Origin of the sequence: Azoarcus indigens (genome assembly GCF_004361735.1) — a bacterium.
Taxonomy (GTDB): domain Bacteria; phylum Pseudomonadota; class Gammaproteobacteria; order Burkholderiales; family Rhodocyclaceae; genus Azoarcus; species Azoarcus indigens.
On record NZ_SNVV01000033.1, the window covers coordinates 1 to 17369 of the forward strand.

The window sequence follows — 17369 nt, forward strand, 5'->3', positions numbered from 1 at the left end:
TCAAGGTCATCAAGCGCATGGCCTACGGATTCCGCGACTCAGCCTATTTCTTCCTGAAGATCAAGGCCGCCTTCCCCGGAAAGGCGCGATGAACCTTTTCTTTTGGGGCGGATAGGCGCCGCGCCGTGCCAGGGCGAAGGGGGAGATGCCGGCTCTGGCTGACGGTGAAAGCCCACTGCAGCGAGGAGGACGTGGCGGAATGGATCGAGTTCCAGATCACCAACAAGGGCAGGACGGTGGTGAAGTACATCGACGCCCGCAACCACTACTTCACCCGCGAGGACGGGGCGGCCCTGCGCAAGAAGGTGCTCAAGTTCGCCAAGGAGCGTTGATGCGGCACGCCTTGCTCGATACCGCGGACGTCGAAGCCGAGTTGAATTCCTGAGCAGGACTGGCAGCAACGGCGGCGGGAAATCCTGGACCGCGAGTTTGGCAAGGCGGCCAAGGCGCTTTGATGCCGAGGGGGGTGGCCTGCCGCCCCGGCATTCAGCTGGACTGCCTTTGTACGCCTCGCCGCGCCTGCGGCGAGGCGTGTTCGCCCTTCCCGCGCCGCAGCCGCCGCCACCCGATCACCGTGCCGCTTGCCGCCAGCGCCAGTCCGCCGAGGCTCAGCAGGATCAGCGTGGCGTCGCGCAGGCTGCCCAGTGCCAGCAGGGCGGGGAGGTCCCAGCTGTGGAGGAAGTAGAACAGCCAGCGGCCGACGCGCTGGCTGCGGGCGAGGGCTTGTTCGACGTCGCCGCTGTGGAGGTCGATGTAGAGGCGGGTGCGGTTGGCGTCGGCGAAGTCCAGGCGCAGGGCGGGCAGGCGGCGGGGCTGGGCGCCGTTCATGGCTTCGGCGTGGCGGGCGTAGTAGTAGGCGTCGTGGGCGTCGAGGCGCAGGTGGTGGGCGATGGGGGCGTCGAACAGGCGGGCGGCGGCCTGGCGGATTTCGGCTTCGCTCCAGGTGTCGCGGATGCGCGGGGCCTCGGGCGGGCCATCCAGCAGGCGGCTGTTGCCCCGCGCGTCCAGCGCGTAAAGGTAGGGCTGGCCGGCGAGGCTGCGCCAGGCGAGTTCCACTGGCTCGAAGCCGGCGGCGCGGAGCTGATGGATGGCGAGGGCGGCGGGGTAAAGCGCGTTCGGGCCGGCGCCGCCCGGCGGGCCCGGCTGGGCGCTGGCGGCTTGCGCCGGCGGCTGCGGCAGGGGGCCGCCCTGGTAGGCGGCGAGCCTGGGGCCGGGGCCGGCGGGGTCGAAGATGCGCAGCGGGTTCATCGACATCAGGCCGCTGAAGATCCAGGTGCAGACGAAGGCGGCGAAGAGCAGGCCGATGAGGTGGTGCCAGCGCATCCAGCCGGCGCGGTAGGGCGAACGGGAGCCGGAGGCATAGCGGCTGCCGAAGCGCCAGCGCCACAGGCCGACGACGGTGCCGCTGAGGGCGGTGAGGGTGCACAGGGCGGAGAGCAGGATCACCGTCCAGCTCCATACCGGGTCGACCGGGCGGTCGCGGAACAGATAGAGCCAGTGCAGCCAGGCGCCGAGGTAGTTCCAGCGCTGCTGGGCGAGGGGAGCGTCGAGCACGAGCTGGCCGGTGGTGCCGGAGATGTAGAGGGTGACGGCGCCGAGCTCGCCGCCGCCTGCCGGGTCCTGGCCGCCGCTTTCCATTTCCACTTTATGCAGCGGGCGGTGGGCGTCCAGGCCGCGGGAGTGGGTCCAGCGATCTTCCGCCACTTGGCCTGCATAGTGGGCGATGGCGCCGGGGAGGTAGCTGCGCGCTTCGGCGAGGGCGGCTTCGGCGCTCACTGGAGAGCCAGGGCGTGCCGTGTTGCCGTTTGCTTCCAGCACGCGGAACTGTCCGTCGGTCTCGCGCAGCAGGTAGCGCGGCTGGCCGGCGATGGTGGTGAGTACCAGGCTGCGGGCGGTGGCGAGCCGGGGGCCCGGCTGGGCTGGCGGATCGGCGGCGGAAGCTTGTGCCGATCCGCCCGCCAGGCCCGCCGCCCCGCCGATGTCCGCCGCCAGCGCCGCCTCCGGCGACAGCAGCCCCCCGGCCGCCAGCGGCGGCAGCGCGCCCAGCCTTTCCCAGGGCGTGAGCTTGGGGTAGCCGACGAAGAGCATGACCACGCCGCTGAGGAACCACAGCGCCATCAGCAGGCAGCCGGCGATGCCGGTCCAGCGGTGCAGCAGGTAGGTGAGGCGCCTGGCGCGGGCGGCGGGTTTCATGCGCTGGCGCTCAGAAGCGGTGGTTCAGCGTGAGTTCCACCCGCCGGCCCGGTCCGTACAGCCACTGGGTGGCGGTGTAGTAGGCGGTGGTGAAGTATTCCTTGTCGAACACGTTGTAGCCACTCAGGGTCAGGCTGGTGCTGCGCGCCATGTCCCAGCGCAGGGAGAGGTCGGTGGTGGTGTAGGCGGGCAGCTTCAGGGTGTTGGCGTTGTCGGCGTAGCGCTTGCCGACGTGGCGCAGGCCGGCGTTGGCGGTCCATTGCGGCAGGAAGTGCCAGCTCAGCCACAGGTTGGCGAGGCGCTCCGGCACATTGGGCGGTGTCTTGCCGTCGCGGGAGGTGGCAACGCCGCCGACGGACTCGGTGAAGTCGTCGTAGCGCGCCCGCAGCAGCGCGGCGTTGGCTTCCACCCGCCAGCCGGCGGCGAAGTCGGCGGCCACGCTGGTTTCGAGGCCGCGGCTGGATTGCTGGCCCACCTGCACCCGCAGCGCAGGGTTGGCGGCGTCACGGGTCAGCATGTCGGTCTTGACGATCTCGTAGGCGGCCAGCGTCCATTCGCCCTTGCCCTGCCAGAAGCGCTGCTTGAGGCCGATCTCGCTCTGGCGGCCCCGGGCAAGGTCGAAGGCGCTGTTGGCGGTGCTCAGCATCAGCAGCGCGCTCACCGGGTCGGCGGCTTCGGCGTACTGGGCGTAGAGGGCGAGGTCGGGGTTGAGCTGGAACACCGTGCCCAGGCGCCAGCCGGTGTCGTCGTAGGTCTGCTCGAAGGCGCGGCTGCCGGTGAGCAGATCCTTGCGGCTGATGTCGGCATGGTCGCGGCGCAGGCCGGCGATCAACGTCCATTGCGCGTTCAGCGCCAGCTTGTCCTCGATGAAGACGGCATGCTGTTCGGCGGTGTTGCGGTAGCGCGGAATGGTCGGGATGCTGCTCTGGAACGCGCCCGGCACCGGGTCGTAGGGATCGACCGGACCGGAGCTGCCGACATAGGTGTTGTTGCTGTGGCGGAAGCGGCTGCGGTTTACATCGAAGCCGACGGACACGGTGTTGTCCAGCCCGAACAGCTGGCCCTCGAAGGCGGCGTTGGCGGTGAATCCGGTCTGGCGCTGGTCGTGCTGGATGTCGGTGTTGTCGGAGCGGTCTATCAGCCCGGTGCCGGCGTTGTAGACATAGCGCTCGGCGTTGCGCCAGTTGCGCTGGCTTTCGATGTGGTAGAGGCGGGCGCGCACGGTGGTCGCGGCGTTGGGCGTCCAGGTGGCGTCCAGCGCGGTCCAGTCGTCCCGGTAGCGGATCTCGGCGTCGGCCACGTTGTAGTTCTTGTCGCGCAGGGCGCTCAGCTGGCGGCCGTTCACCAGCGGCGTGCCGAAGTAGCGCATCGGCTCCTGGTAGCCGTGGGCGTGGCTGAGGCGCAGGCTGAGTTCGGCCGAGGGATCGAACTGCAGCGCGCCGGAGAAGGTGGCGTCGCGGTTGTCGCCGCGGTCCACCCAGCCGTCGCTGCGGCTGCCGCTGAGGTCCACCCGGTAGGACCAGCGCTCGTCGATGGCACCGCCGCTGCCCAGGCCCAGGCGGGCGGTGCCCAGGGTGCCCACGGTGGCTTCCACCTCGTTTTCTATCGGGCCGCGCGTCGGCTTCTTCGGGATGACGTTGACCACGCCGCCGATGGCGCCATCGCCGTAGATCACCGAGGCTGGCCCGCGCAGCACCTCGATGCGTTCCACCGACCAGGTGTCGAAGGGGAAGGTGACGCCGATGCCGCCGTACTGGCGCAGGCCGTCGTACAGCCGCATCACCGAGGTGCCGTCGGTGAAGCCGCGGGTGGAGAGCGCGCTGCCGCCATTGCCGGGGTGGCCCATGGCGCTGATGCCGGCGGCGCGGGTGATGGCGTCGTTGAGGCTGCGGTCGCCGCGCTGTTCCAGCTGCTCGCGGCTGATGACGTCCAGGCTGGCCGGCGTTTCCATCGGCGTGAGGCCCAGCGTGGAGCCGGTGGCGGCGGGTGCCTTGAGCGACAGGCCGGCGCCGCCTTCGCTGGCGCTGACGACGACATCGGCCAGCGTCCGCTCGCTGTCCTGCGCCAGCGCGGCGGCGGGGGCGAGCAGGAGCAGCAGGGCGGCGTTCAGGCCGAGGCCGGCGCGGGCCGGGCGGGTGGAAGGGCAGATGCTGTGGCTGAAGCGGGTGAAGCGGCTGAAGCTGATGGTGTCGGACATGATCCTTGCTGCTCATGGTGTTGTCCGGGCAGGGCGGCCGGCCGGCGGCGCGCCGGCGCGTTCTGTACGCAGGCGTGGTCGGCGCGCAGCGCGCCGGCGCAGCGTGGGGCTAGCGGGTGCCGGTCAGGCTGGCGACGCCGGCGGTGCTTGCCGCAGGCGTGCGGGTGGCCTGATGCGGACAGCCGCTCGCGCTGCGGCCGCAAGGCCGGCGAACTGCCATGTCCCGGAGGATGAAAGTGGCCGCGGACCCGTTCGCGCCAGCGATGAATGCGGCGGCGGACGGCGGGCGTGGAGAGGATCAGGCCGCCAGCGGCGGGGCCCTGGGCTGGGCAGTCGCCCAGACGAACAGCGGATAGGGTGCGCGGTAGAACAGTGGCGGCGGATCGCCACCGAGCACCGGCAGGCTGGCAACCGTCAGCGTTTCATTGGCCGGCGGCGTGGCCGGCTGGAAGCACAGCAGGCAGTGGCCGGTGGGCGAGGCGGCAGGCTGGCCGTCGGCCTTGCCGGCGCCATCGCCCATGTCCATCTCCATGGGCATGGACACCAGGCCGTCCATGGTGCAGATCTGCATCCAGGGCGGACTGTCCGCGCGCTGCAGGAAGGCGGGCGCGGCGCTGGGCGCGAACAGGACGAAGAGGAAGGCGACCAGCGCCATCCAGCTGCTCCGTACCCGTGTTCGGCGGTTCATGCCCATCTGTCGCGTGTCGTCGTTCCGTTGCCCCGGCCCGCCCGGCGGCCGGCAAAGAGCGGTGGATGCTACACCAGCAATGCCGCCGCGGGGAGGCCTGGCCGCTGAGGCGAAAGTGGTACTCCCCGGCCTGGGAATCCCTAGCCATTCCATGTGCTTATGAGGCCAGCGCCACCGCGGGCCGGAGCGCCAGGGCGGCAATCCCGGCATCGAGGATTGCGTTCGGTGCTGTACTGCGTGCCCCGATCGCCTATGCTCCCAGGATGGCCGCGGGGCGGCCCGGGGAGAGAGCGATGCCGATCCGATTCGTGATCGACGCCCGCGCGGCAAGCGCCGACGAGCTGGCGGAATTCCAGTTGCACCAGGAGCAGCGCCTGCTGGGCGCGCTGGCGGGCGGGCCACAAGCGGGGCAGGCCGGCCGCGTCGTCAGCCTCGAGTACCGCCTGCCACGCAGCGAAACCTCGCAGGCCGCGGTACCGCCGGCCACCGCCTACCAGGAGACCATGGCCACGCTGCGCTACTACGGCGGCGTGCGCTACATCCTGCTGCCCATCTACCTGTCCATCGTCGGCGCGCTGGCCGGGCAGTACTACAAGAGCGGCAACCCGGTGCCGGAGATGCTGCTGATCTGCACCGGCATCTTCCTGTCGCTGCTCTTCCTGGTGTTCGAGATCGGCCTGTCGAAAAACCTCAAGAAGCTGTGGGCCGCGGTGGGCGAGATGCTGGGCAACCCGAAGGACTCCAAGGGCCATCTCATCGGACCGCTCGCCCACCGCGACAACGCCGCCTGGTTGAGCTTCCTGCGCTGGGCGCTGGCGGCGCCCTATGTGGTGGGGGTGTTGCTGGGGGGATATGCGTGGCTGGGGCGCTAGGGCTTGCGGCAGATGGCGCTTCCTCCAGGCGGCTGACATCGGGTGCTTGCCCGCCTGTGCGGCGTGCCGCCCCGGCTGCTCTGACGCTGCGGGAGCCGCCTCAACTGGCCGGACTGCGCCGGCGCAGCGTGGTAATGACCGGCGTTCGCGAGCTGGGCTAGTCGCCACCTTTGCGGATTCGGGAGTGCGGCTGCGAGGCGCAGGGCTGTTTCCACCTGTTCGATGGAAGGCAATGCGCGTTTCCGTGGAGCACCGATTGCCTCGGTCCGCAGGGGTTGAGGCTGGTTGATCGCGGGGCTTTGCCGGTGTGGTGCAGCGTCTATGCTGGTCATATCCGTCTTGTTCCAGGTGCGCTTATGGTCCGCGAGCCGTCTTCTCCTTCCCTGACCCGGGTGGATCGCTTCCTCCTGTGGGCGCGCAGCAACCGCTTCGTCTCCAGCCTGATCATCCTCGGCATCGTCCTGGGCGGCATCGCTACCTTCAGCGACTCCGCGCGCAGGCTGGCGGGGCTGGGCGGGGAGATCGCTTCGGCGCTGTCCGGGCCGGGGGCGGAGGAGCGGGCGACACGGGAGAAGGTGAAGCATGCGGCGGAGCTGTTCGATGGCTATTTCACGCGGGCCATCGCGGAGCAGACGCTGGACTTCCGGCGGCCGGTGGACGAGGAGTACGAGGCGATGCAGTCGGAGTTGCGCCAGCTGCAGGTGGTGTTCATCGCGCAGAAGCAGCTGGAGCGGGCGCGCATCGTGGAGGACGGGATGGCGCTGCTGAAGCAGATCGCGCCCTACGGTTTCATGCGGCCGGAGCGCTGGCAGCAGCCGGTGCTGGAGCGGCAGCAGGCGGAGTGGCGGGGGATATTCGCGGCGCTGGGGTATGAGGCGTCGGGGGGAGCGCGCTGAGCGGAGGGTTCTCCCTCCTCCCTGGCGGGGGAGGGCCGGGGAGAGGGGGCGCCCGCCAGGGGGAGGGGCTGAACGGAGCGGCTGCCTTCTCCGGCTCCCGGACGCCAGAACCCGCGCGCTGCAATCCGGCCCCGTGCCCGACGTAGCGCCCCATTCCCTGCGCCCATGGCCTGGCGCTCAGTGCCCGGGCCCGGGACCGGCTCCAGGACCGGTCTGACACCCTGCTCCCCGGCGTTCCTGCCCCACCTCAGCCCAGGTCGCAGCAGGCCCGCCTCACCTCTGCCACCCATTGCGGATCGTGCCACCAGTAGCCCTCGGCGCTGGCGTAGTGGCGGTCATGGGCGGAAGGGCTGGCTGCGGGGGCGGGCGGCAGATCGTTCTTGCCGGCGTAGGGGGCGATCAGCTCCTCCACGGTGTGCAGGCGGCCGCCGACCATGACTGCGCGGATGGCAGCGGCGTGTTCGATATGCGCCAGCGGGTCGCCGTCCACGATGGCGAGGTCGGCGAGCTTGCCGGCGGCCAGCGTGCCGAGATCGGGGTGGAGTTCGGCGCCGGGCACGCTGGTGGCGCTGCGCAGGGCGTCGGCGGGGGCGATGCCGTGGCGGACCATGGCGCGCAGGTTGAGGTGCAGCGAGATGCCGCCGGCGGCGATGGGGAAGTCGCTGCCGCTGACGATGCGCACGCCGGCCGCCAGCATGCGGCGGATGGCGTCGATCTGGCGCACCACCGCCGGCAGCGGGCGGTAGGGGCCGCCGCGGGCGGCTTTTTCCAGCGCAGCGCGTTCGGCGGGCGGGAACAGGGTCTGCACCCGCGGGTCGTCCAGCACCAGTTCCGGGGTGTCGCCGAGCAGGCCTTCGAGACCGAACACCGTGGGGGTGCGGCACAGGCCGGCGGCGGCGCTGAGGGCGAGCACGTCCTGGTACATCACGCCGGTCTGGCTGCCGGTGCGGGAGTAGCCGAAGCGGCTGGTGCCGCCCATGTGCTCGTAGCCGTCGGCACCGAAGGCGGCGGCGGGGAAGAGATAGTGGGAGGTGATGGGAATGCCGAGCGCATGGGCGCCGGCGGTGGCGCGGCGGTGCAGGGCGGGCGGCAGGCGCACGTAGGTCTTGATGAGGTCGTAGTCCAGCGCGCGGGCGCGCTCCAGTTCCCGCGCCACCGCGGCTTCGTCGCTCACCGGGTGCATGTTGTCGTAGAACACCCGGCGGCCGTCCAGCGCTTCGCCGGTGCCGAAGTGGCGCGGGCCGATGCGGGCGCCGGCTTCCACCGCTTCGCGGTTCTGCAAGAAGAGGTAGGCGTTGTCGCTGAGGCCGCGGGTGGTGGTGATGCCGAAGGCGAGGAAGATGCGCGGCTCGCGGTCGCCCAGCTGGTTGCCCATCTCGCGGTGGGTGTGCATGTCGATGAGGCCGGGCATGACGCAGTGGCGGCTGGCGTCCACCCAGCGCACGCCGCTGCGTTCGGCGCGGTGGGGCTCGATGGCGGCGATGCGCTGGCCGTGGATGACGAGGTCCACGTCCCGCAGGTAGTGGTCGGCGCGGCCGTCCCACAGGCGGCCGGCGTGGATCACGGTGGTGCCGGTGGGCCAGGCGGGCTGCCAGCGGAGGTCGAGGGGGATGTCCTCGATGCGGTGTTGGCCGGCGCCGCCGCCCGTGGGGGAAGACGAGGCGAGGTGCAGGCGGCGCAGGCGGCCGTGGTGCAGGTAGTCCAGCGCGCGGCCGTGCAGTGTCCAGCACAGGGCGTCGCTGTCTTCGGCGTTGAGCGCTTCGGCCTCGCCGGCGGGGCTGCCGTCGGCGGCCACCGGCAGGCGCCAGATCACCCGCGCCATGATGAGGGCGAGGTGGCGGCCGTCCGGGGACCAGCAGGGGCCGGCGGCGTTGCGCACGTCCACTCCGCTGCCGGCGCGCGGCAGGTGGTAGTGCGCCCGGCCACTGGCGAGTTCGTGCACCAGGATGGCGTTGAGGCCTTCGCGGTAGCGGGCGCCGTAGGGGCGCACGGCGGCGTAGGCGAGGAAGCGGCCGTCCGGCGACCAGCTGGGGCGGCCGGACCACACCGTCTGCCGCAGCAGCGGGCGCATGGCGCCGCTGTCGGCGTCTACCAGGTAGATGCGGCCGTCCTCGCCGGCGCAGGCGATGTGCTGGCCGTCCGGCGCCCAGGCGGCCTGCTTCAGCGGCACAGGGCTGCGGGTGAGGCGGCGTTCGGCGCCGCTGTCGGCATCGAGCAGCCAGAGGTCGTAGTTGCCGTCGCGGTCGCAGGCGTAGGCGATGCGCCTGCCGTCCGGCGCCCACGCGGGGTAGGTCTTGCCGTAGCCGTCGTGGGTGAGGCGGCGTGGCGTGGCGGTGCCGACCTGCAGCAGCCAGAGCTGGTTGAGGGCGCCGAAGACGATGCGGCTGCCGTCCGGCGAGCTTTGCGGGAAGGCAATGCCTTTCACCGGCCGCGGCTGGTTGTCGTCGAAGTCGCGGTAGCGGCGGGGGTAGCTGCCGGCCGGGGTGACGGCGAGGCGCGCGGAGAAGGGGATGTCGGTGCTGGCGGTTGAACTGCCGCCTCCGCCGGCGGGGGCGGCCAGCTGCCGGCGGCGCAGGCGGCCGTCGGCGGCGTAAAGCACTTCCTGCGCGCCCAGCCAGGCCGCCGCGCAGGGAAAGACGTCTTCGCCGGCCTCGCTCAGGGCGACGCGGTAGGGCCAGCCGGCGCGCGCCGCGCTGCCGTCATCCGGCTGCTGCCAGTCGATGCGGCTGCGGCACAGGCGGCTGGCGCGCAGGTCGCGGCCGCTGCCTTCGAGCAGCCGATAGACCAGGGCGCCGCCGTCCGGCGTCCATGCCGGCGCGCTGGCGCCGGGGCCGGCAACGGCGACGTGCGGCGCGGGCGCCTGCCCGGCCGGCGGATGCGCCTCCGCTACCAGGATGCGGCCGCTGCTGGAGAAGGCGAGGTGGCGACCGTCCGGGCTCCAGGCCGGTTCCCCGTCTTCGCCGTCGCTGTCGGCCACCAGCCGGATGGCGCCGCTCTCCAGTGCCAGCGCGTAGATGGCGTAGCGGCCGCCGCGGTCGGAGGCGAAGGCGAGTTCGCGGCCGTCCGGCGAGTAGCAGGGCTCGCGGCAGTCGTGTTCGCCGTCGGTGTGCTGGCGCAGGTCGCTGCCGTCGGCGCGCACGCTCCACAGCTGGAAACCGCCGCTGCGGTAGGACTGGAAGGCGACCCGCTGGCCGTCCGGCGACCAGGCCGGGCGGGCGATGTCGTCCAGGTCGCCGCCCAGCCGCCGGGCTTCGCCGCCCTCCAGCGGCAGCGTCCATAGCAGGCCCTGCAGGTCCAGCGCCAGGCTGCGGCCGTCCGGCGACAGGGCGAAGGCGAGGTTGGTGCCTTCGGTGAGGGTGACCGGGAGGCTGCCGGTGAGCGGCGGCGGGCGGAAGGGAGGCAGGCTTGCGGTCTCCGCCGCGGGGGCGGCGGCAGCGATGGCGGGCGGCGGCGCGTCGCGCAGTGCCAGCGCGCCGCAGGCGGTCAGCGTGGGTGAGAGCGCGAGCAGCGGCAGGCTGCCGCCGGCTTTCAGCAACTGGCGGCGGGCGGGGTCTTCAGGTGCGTCATCGGCGGGGTGGGGCGCTGTGGGCATAGGGGGTATCCCTGCATGTCTCGGCGGGTCGGTTGGTTTTCTCTTCTCGCCCCTTGCGGGAGAGGGGCCGGGGGAGAGGAGGCGGTGCTCGCGGCGCTGACAGGCAGCCGCCTCTGCGGGGCGACCCCCTCTCCCCGGCCCTCCCCCGCAAGGGGGAGGGGGAAAGACCGCGCGTGTCAGGCGGGCATCTCATCTCCTGGTACGTCTTTGGCGGGGTGTTTGGGAGTGTGGCGCGTGCCCGGCGGGCCTTTCATCCAGCTTGCGCTGACGATCTCCGATCCGGGAGGGGAGGGACCGCGCAGTGGGGCGGCTTGGGCTCCGCCGGGTCAGAAACCCTGCTGCCCGCAGTCACCGCAGTCACCGCAGTCACCGCAGTCACCGCAGTCACCGCAGTCACCGCAGTCACCGCAGTCGCCGCAGTCACCGCAGTCACCGCAGGCCTGGAGGCGGGGGGACCTCCGGCTGCGGCGTATTTCCGGCGAGGATGCTAGAGGAGCGCCCGCGTGGCGGGTGTGGCCTTTTGGGCTACACCGGCGTGCGAAAAAAGCGATGCGTTTCGCTGGCCTGTTGGCGGTTTCAGTCAGGTGGCATGCCGGCTGCCGGCCGTTTTTCGCCCCGTCGGGGTGCGTTTGCGATATCCCCGCACCAGAGTGGTGTGCCACCTATGTGCATGGGGCGCTCAGGCGGTACGCAGCAGCGGGACGGGGGCGTCGCCGGCGTCGTCGTCCCCGGCATCGGGCTTGCCGCCGGGGGCTTCGCCATCGCCGCCGGCCAGCGGCAGGCTGCGCATGTCGTCCAGGCGGCGGGCCAGTTGTTCGGCGAACTTGGCCGCGGCCACCGGCAGGTTGCGGCCGCGCAGCTGGCCGAGCACCAGCGGGCCGTGGGCGGAATCGACGTTGTCCAGCGGGCGCACCGCCAGCGTGGGGTCGTCGCGCCACAGGCGGGCGCCGATGTCGATCTGGAAGGTCAGCGCGTTGCTGTGGCGCACGAAGTCGGACAGCAGCTCGAAGGAGTTGGCCTCCATCACCGGGTTCACCCGCGCGGTGCCGCGCGACAGCACTTCGTCTATCACCTGGCGGCCGGAGAAGCTGGTGTCCGGCAGGGCGATGTCGTACTGCAGGCATTCGCGCAGCCGCAGCACTGCCTTTTCCGCCAGCGGATGGTCGTGCGCCATCACCGCCACCATGCCCTGGCCGATGGACATCAGCGGCTGCAGTTCGGCGGCGTGCACCGGGCGGAAGACGAGGATGAGGTCGGTCTCGTACTGGGTCATCGCCCGCATCGCGGTGTCATGGTCGGAGACGGTGACCTTGAACTTCACCAGCGGGTGCTGGGCGCGGAAGCGGTTGATTTCCTCCAGCAGCAGGCTGCGCGCGGCGGCCTGGCTGACGTGGATGCGGATCTCGCCGCGGCGCAGGCCGGACAGCTCCTCGATCTGCGAGCACACCCGCTGCAGCTCGGCGTTCTGGGTGCGCACCCAGCCGATGAAAAGCTCGCCGGCGGCGGTGAGCTGCACGCCGGAGGCATTGCGCTCGAACAGCGGTGTGCCGAGGTCGAACTCGATGTCCTGGATGCGCCGCAACAGTGCGGACGGGGTGACATACAGGCGCTCCGCCGCGTGCCGCACCGATCCCGCCTTGACCACTTCCTCTAGATAGCGCCAGACGCGCATGTTCCTGAAGGCCAATTCATTCTCCTGGGGCTGGGAAACCGCGCGTCGCCCGGGCGGGAAGCGCGCAGTTTCTAAAAGGGCAACGAGGGGATGCGGTTTTGGCACATCCCCGCGCAAGCCAGTCACGTATCGTTTTGTGGCGGTCGGTCTTGAAGCGCGCGGGTCCTTGGGGGGGAACGCCGCCTTGCCGGCCTGGACGGTGCACTGCAACTTTGGTGCCATTCGGAGAACGACCGGCGGGCGACAGCGCGCCGGCACCCCACGGAGCGCAGCGGATGGATTTGAAACTCGGCAACAGGGTCGCGGTGATCACCGGCCCGGCCAAGGGCATGGGCGCGGCCATCACCCTGGCCTTCGCCCGCGAGGGCTGCCGCCTGGTGCTAGCGGGCCGCGACATGGCAGCGGTGGCAGAGGTGGCGGCGCAGGCGCGCGCCCTCGGCGCCCAGGTGCTGCAGGTGCAGTGTGACGTCACCCGCAGCAGCGAGACCGAGGCGCTGGCGGCCGCCGCCATCGAGGCCTACGGCCGTATCGACATCCTGGTGAACGTGGCCGGCGGCACCGGTCCGCTGGGGCGCACCGCCTGGACCACCAGCCGCGCGGAGTTCGACCAGATCGTCGAGCTCAACCTCACCGGCTGCTTCAACACCATGCATGCGGTGCTGCCCGGCATGGTGGAGCAGCGCTACGGCAAGATCGTGAATGTCGGCGGCACCTTCGGCATGCGTGGGCGCGCCGGCCGCATGGCCTATTCCACCTCGAAGTGGGGACTGCGCGGCGCCACCAAGTCGGCGGCGCTGGAGGCCGGCCCCTTCAATGTGAATGTGAACATGGTGGCGCCCGGCATGGTGGACGGCGAGCGCTTCCGCACCAAGGTCATCCCCGAGATGATGAAGCGCGAGGGCCTCAGCGAAGAACAGGCGGTGGCCCGCCACGCCGCCGACTACGCCCTGCGCCGCATCAGCGACGACGAGGACGTGGCCGCCGCCTGCCTCTTCCTCGCCTCCGACGTGTCGCGCCAGATCACCGGTGTTGACCTGCCGGTGGATGGCGGCTGGGCCATGCTGTGAGCATCAACGCCCGCGCCGCGGCCGGCAGCGCGCCGGCTACCGTATTGCGGGTGGCGGCGGTGCTGGCCGATCCGGCCGCCGGCCGCCTCGACGGCCCGGCCGAGATCCGGCTGGAGCACGGCCGCATCGCCGCGCTGACGCCCTTGGGCAATGGCTTGCCCGAGGACGCATCCGAAGTGCAGCCGCTGATCGCCCTGCCGGCGCCGGCCAATGCCCACGACCACGGCCGCGGCCTGCGCAGCGCCGCCTTCGGCGCCCATGACGAGGCGCTGGAAACCTGGCTGGCCGGCCTCGCCCGCGAACCGCTGGTCGATCCTTGGCTGCGCGCCGCGGTGGCCTTCGGCCGCATGGTGGAAGGCGGCGCCGGCATCGCCAACCACTGCCACAACACCCAGCGCGGCGACCGCCTGCTGCAGGAGGCGCAGGGCGTGGCCAAGGCCGCCGCCGACGTCGGCCTGCGCATCGCCTTCGCCCTGCCTTTCGCCGGCCGCAACGCGGTCGTGTATGGCGAGCTGGACCGCCTGCTGCAGCGTGTGCCGCCGGGCGATCACGACGCCCTGCGCGCGATGCGCGCCGGCGGCCGCAGCCTGGCGGAGAACCTGGCGCTGATGGAGCAGGCCGCCGCCTTCGAGCACGCGGGCTTCCAGCTGCAATACTGCCCGGTGGGGCCGCAGTGGGTGGATAACGCCACCCTGGCCGCCATCGCCCGCGGCTCCGCCGACAGCGGCCGCCGGGTGCACATGCACCTGCTGGAGACGCGCTACCAGCGCGAGTGGGCGGACGCCCATTACGCGGACGGGCTGATCGCCCACCTGGACGCCATCGGCCTGCTCAGCCCGCGCCTCACCGTCGCCCACGCGGTGTGGCTGACGCCGGCCGAGTGCGAGCTGCTGGCCGAGCGCGGCGTCATCGTCGCCGCCAACGCCTCTTCCAACCTGCGGCTGCGCTCCGGCATCGCCCCGGTGCGCGCCTTCCGCGCCAGCGGCCTGCGCTTCGGCATCGGCATGGACGGCATGAGCCTGGACGACGACGACGACCTGCTGCGCGAAATGCGCCTGCTGCGCCAGCTCAACCGCGGCACTGCCGGCGAGCCGGATTTCGACGCCGGCGCGCTGTTCACCGCCGCCTGCGTGGATGGCCGCCGCAGCGTGCTCGGTGACGATGGCGGCGGCCGCATCGCGGTCGGCGCGCCGGCCGACCTGCTGCTGCTGGACAGCCGCCGCTTCAGCCGCGACTGCCTTGCCCCCGGCCGCGACCAGTGGCTGGCGCTGATGCTGACGCGCATGCGCGCCGAAGACATCGCCGCCCTCTACATCGGCGGCCGCGCGGTGGCAGTCGGCGGCCGCGCCTGCGGGGTGGACCTGCCGGCCCTGGAGGCCGAACTCACCGCGCTGGCGCGCGCCGCACGCGCGCTGGCACCGCCGGACGAGAGCCGCATCGGCCGCCTGCGGGCCGGCGTGGAGGACTACTACCGGGCGGGCTGCCATGGCCCCTGACTGAGGCCGGGCCGCGCCCGACGCTCCGCCGGCGGCGAACGCCGGCGAGGGCCTTCCCCGCCGATGCAGAACGCATCGCCGCCCGCCTTCCGCAAGGGAAGCGCGGGCTGCAGCCGCTCGCCTTCTCCTGGGCCGGAATGCCGCCGCTAGTTATTGTTTGCAAAGCGTTTTTTGCGTAGACCTTTCGGTCATACCGCAGCGCAAAAAGAGCACCCGTGCGCTGCCCCCATCGCCGCTAATCTGCCCTTCGACGGACGACCGGCCAGCCCTTTCCCCGAAGCCGGTCCCGCACCCCCGACCCCCGCCCATTGCCATCTTGCTCATGGAGTCCAGGATGAAGAATCGAGTGCTAATCAGCTGTCTGCTTGCCGGCGCGGTATTGCCCACCGCCGCCCTGGCGCAGACCACCGACATCGGCCGCGTCGGTGCCACCGGAGGCGCCAGCGGCGGCACCGCCGACGAGCTCGACGCCCCCACCGCTACCGGCGTCACCCGCAAGGAAGTGGCCGGCGGCCTGATGGTGGAAGAAGACGTGCCCAAGGCCAAGAGTTCGGTCACCCGCGACTTCATCCAGAAGCAGCAACCCTCGGCCGACGTGTTCCAGATCATGAAGCTTTCGCCCGGCGCCAACGCCGCCGCCGGCGACGCCTACGGCCTCAACCAGGGCCTGATCTCGGTGCGCGGCCTGGAAGGCGGCCAGATGGGCTTCAACTTCGAAGGCATGCCGCTCAACGTCGCCTCCAACTGGTCGGTGTTCCCCGGCCAGTGGATAGACACCGAGAACACCGATGTGGTGACGCTGAACCAGGGCACCGCCGACCTCGCCTCGCCCAACGTCACCGCCACCGGCGGCGTGGTCGATCTCTTCCTGCACAACCCGGAGAAGGAGCGCGGCGGCCTGGTGGATTTCTCGGTCGGCACCAACAACTTCAAGCGCGGCTTCTTCCGCTATGAGACCGGCGAAATGGGCGACAGCGGCATGCGCGCCTTCTTCTCCTACTCCCACGCCGAGGCCGACCACTTCCGCGGCCCCGGCCGCGACCAGAAGGACCACTTCGCCGCCGCGCTGGTGAAGGACTGGGGCGGCGGCAGCAAGACCAAGCTGGCCATGACCTACACCAAGATGCTGCGCGACGTGTACAAGAACCCGACGCTGGCGCAGTGGAAGGCCGATGGCCTGCAAGGCGACCAGACCAACTACCTGGACCACTACGACACCAGCACCACCGGCACCCGCACCAGCTACTACAAGCAGATGCGCAATCCGTGGGAGAACCTGCTGATCTCCGCGCCCAGCGAGTTCGTGCTGTCGGATGACTTCCGCCTCAGCGTCACCCCCTACTTCTTCTACGGCTACGGCGCTTCCGGCGGGGCGACGGTGTTCGCCAGCGAAAGCTCGGTGGCCTACGGCAACCAGAGCCAGGCGGTGGATCTCAACGGCAACGGCACCACCACCGACACCGGCGTGCTGGTGTATGCGCCCATCTTCGAGGACAACAAGCGCTACGGCATCACCGTGAAGGGCGACTACACCTGGAACAACCACCAACTGGTCGCCGGCATCTGGTACCAGTACTCCCGCGACGAGCTGTACCGCCCCTACAGCACCATGGACGCCGACGGCACGCCCAGCGACTACAAGGGCGAATCCCACTACGTGCGCACCGCCGACGGCCACAAGATCTACCAGTGGTACCAGGACACCCGCGACCGCTTCAAGGCGCTGTTCGTCGGCGACACCATCAGCTTCCTAGACGACGCCCTCAAGCTGGACGTCGGCGTGAAGCGCCTGCTGGTGACCCGCGAGGGCGTGAACAAGGTGCCGAACGACGTCGGCGACACCGAAGCCAACCGGGATGCCACCCTGCCCACGCTGGCGGTGCGTTACCAGTTCGGCGCCGGCCACCAGGTCTATGCCAGCGCCGGCAAGGGCTACCGCGTGCTCGCCGCAGGGGCCTTGTATCCGCGTTACAACGCCAGCTCCGGTGCGCTGGCCACCCGCGCCAACCCGGACCAGCCCTCCGAGGAATCCACCGCCTTCGAGGTCGGCTACCGCTACCACGGCTCGCTGCTCAACCTCTCCACCTCGCTGTTCAACTACCAGTTCAAGAACCGCCAGATCTCCGCCTCGGTGTGCGATCCGGCCTGCCTGTCGCAGCCCATTAACGGCGGCAAGCAGCGCGCCACCGGCATCGACTTCGAGATGGGCCTGAAGCCGTGGAACAACCTGCGGCCCTACTTCTCCGCCGAGTACATGGACACCGAGATCCTCAGCGACCTGGAGACCGGCGGGAACGTGCTGCCGACCAAGGGCAAGAACGCGGTGCGCAGCCCGAAATGGCAAGCGGCGGCGGCGGTGGATTACGACACCGGCGTGGAGTTCGCCAACCTGGCGGTGAAGTACGTCGGCTCCCAGTACGCCACCTTCATGAACGACCAGAAGATTCCCAGCTACACCACGGTGGATGCCACCCTGGGCTACCGCTTCCACAGCGCCGGCTTCCTGAAGCGGCCGGAAGTGCGCCTGAACCTGCTCAACCTGTTCGACAAGCGCTACCTCTCCGGCGTGTATAGCCCCACCTTCAACGCCAATGCCACCACCAGCGTCGGCGGCGCCACCGTGGGCGGCACCGCGCCCAGCTACCTGGTGGGCAACAGCTTCACCGCCGTCCTCACCTTCGCCACGGGGTTCTGAG

11 protein-coding genes are annotated in these 17369 nt (G+C 70.9%); 6 read left to right on the forward strand and 5 right to left on the reverse strand.

Annotated features, from left to right (window positions below; genetic code table 11):
* The first annotated feature begins 164 nt into the window (after positions 1–164).
* Positions 165–332 carry a hypothetical protein gene (locus tag C7389_RS24970; RefSeq protein ID WP_162851816.1) on the forward strand — a complete coding sequence of 56 codons (168 nt, stop codon included), beginning with the start codon at positions 165–167 and terminating at the stop codon, positions 330–332.
* A gap of 154 nt (positions 333–486) precedes the next feature.
* Here the strand turns inward: C7389_RS24970 and C7389_RS23010 are convergent, their stop codons facing one another.
* From C7389_RS23010 to C7389_RS24975, 3 genes are all read right to left on the reverse strand, one after another.
* The gene (locus tag C7389_RS23010; RefSeq protein WP_133595011.1) at positions 487–2193 is read right to left on the reverse strand and encodes a PepSY domain-containing protein; all 1707 of its coding nucleotides are present in this window, start codon (positions 2191–2193) and stop codon (positions 487–489) included.
* A gap of 10 nt (positions 2194–2203) precedes the next feature.
* A complete protein-coding gene (locus C7389_RS23015; protein WP_133595012.1) occupies positions 2204–4390 on the reverse strand; it encodes a TonB-dependent receptor in 2187 nt (728 codons plus the stop codon).
* A 298-nt stretch (positions 4391–4688) separates the two neighbouring features.
* Positions 4689–5045 (reverse strand): DUF2946 family protein, encoded by a 357-nt coding sequence (locus tag C7389_RS24975; protein ID WP_162851817.1) that lies wholly within the window; start codon positions 5043–5045, stop codon positions 4689–4691.
* Positions 5046–5371: 326 nt separating this feature from the next.
* On the opposite strand from C7389_RS24975, the gene C7389_RS23025 reads away from it, so the two are divergent.
* Together C7389_RS23025 and C7389_RS24980 are read left to right on the forward strand one after the other, a co-directional pair.
* Positions 5372–5950 (forward strand): hypothetical protein, encoded by a 579-nt coding sequence (locus C7389_RS23025; RefSeq protein WP_133595014.1) that lies wholly within the window; start codon positions 5372–5374, stop codon positions 5948–5950.
* A 356-nt stretch (positions 5951–6306) separates the two neighbouring features.
* Entirely contained in the window at positions 6307–6846 is a 540-nt protein-coding gene (locus C7389_RS24980) for a hypothetical protein (RefSeq protein WP_168977725.1), read from the forward strand.
* Between the two features lie 247 nt (positions 6847–7093).
* On the opposite strand, the gene C7389_RS23035 is transcribed toward C7389_RS24980, so the two are convergent.
* Together C7389_RS23035 and C7389_RS23045 are read right to left on the reverse strand one after the other, a co-directional pair.
* Complete coding sequence (locus C7389_RS23035; RefSeq protein WP_133595015.1) at positions 7094–10438, reverse strand: amidohydrolase family protein; 3345 nt, start codon at positions 10436–10438, stop codon at positions 7094–7096.
* 679 nt (positions 10439–11117) lie between these two features.
* A complete protein-coding gene (locus tag C7389_RS23045; RefSeq protein WP_211168520.1) occupies positions 11118–12125 on the reverse strand; it encodes a LysR family transcriptional regulator in 1008 nt (335 codons plus the stop codon).
* 260 nt (positions 12126–12385) lie between these two features.
* Between C7389_RS23045 and C7389_RS23050 the strand changes: the two genes are divergently transcribed.
* The 3 genes from C7389_RS23050 (at position 12386) to C7389_RS23060 (ending at position 17368) form a co-directional block, all read left to right on the forward strand.
* Positions 12386–13177, forward strand: a complete 792-nt coding sequence (locus C7389_RS23050) for an SDR family NAD(P)-dependent oxidoreductase (protein WP_133595017.1) — start codon at positions 12386–12388, stop codon at positions 13175–13177.
* Positions 13174–14673 carry an amidohydrolase family protein gene (locus C7389_RS23055; protein WP_211168521.1) on the forward strand — a complete coding sequence of 500 codons (1500 nt, stop codon included), beginning with the start codon at positions 13174–13176 and terminating at the stop codon, positions 14671–14673. The genes C7389_RS23050 and C7389_RS23055 overlap by 4 nt, the downstream gene beginning before the upstream one ends.
* A gap of 334 nt (positions 14674–15007) precedes the next feature.
* Positions 15008–17368 (forward strand): TonB-dependent receptor, encoded by a 2361-nt coding sequence (locus tag C7389_RS23060; RefSeq protein ID WP_162851819.1) that lies wholly within the window; start codon positions 15008–15010, stop codon positions 17366–17368.
* Position 17369: the final 1 nt, after the last annotated feature.

Excerpts from the sequence above, each read along its gene's own strand:
- C7389_RS23035 (WP_133595015.1), bottom strand. The coding sequence starts at position 10,438 with ATGCCCACAGCGCCCCACCCCGCCGATGACGCACCTGAAGACCCCGCC.
- C7389_RS23025 (WP_133595014.1), top strand. The coding sequence starts at position 5,372 with ATGCCGATCCGATTCGTGATCGACGCCCGCGCGGCAAGCGCCGACGAG.
- C7389_RS24980 (WP_168977725.1), top strand. The coding sequence starts at position 6,307 with ATGGTCCGCGAGCCGTCTTCTCCTTCCCTGACCCGGGTGGATCGCTTC.
- C7389_RS23050 (WP_133595017.1), top strand. The coding sequence starts at position 12,386 with ATGGATTTGAAACTCGGCAACAGGGTCGCGGTGATCACCGGCCCGGCC.
- C7389_RS23015 (WP_133595012.1), bottom strand. The coding sequence starts at position 4,390 with ATGTCCGACACCATCAGCTTCAGCCGCTTCACCCGCTTCAGCCACAGC.
- C7389_RS23010 (WP_133595011.1), bottom strand. The coding sequence starts at position 2,193 with ATGAAACCCGCCGCCCGCGCCAGGCGCCTCACCTACCTGCTGCACCGC.
- C7389_RS24975 (WP_162851817.1), bottom strand. The coding sequence starts at position 5,045 with ATGGCGCTGGTCGCCTTCCTCTTCGTCCTGTTCGCGCCCAGCGCCGCG.
- C7389_RS23060 (WP_162851819.1), top strand. The coding sequence starts at position 15,008 with ATGAAGAATCGAGTGCTAATCAGCTGTCTGCTTGCCGGCGCGGTATTG.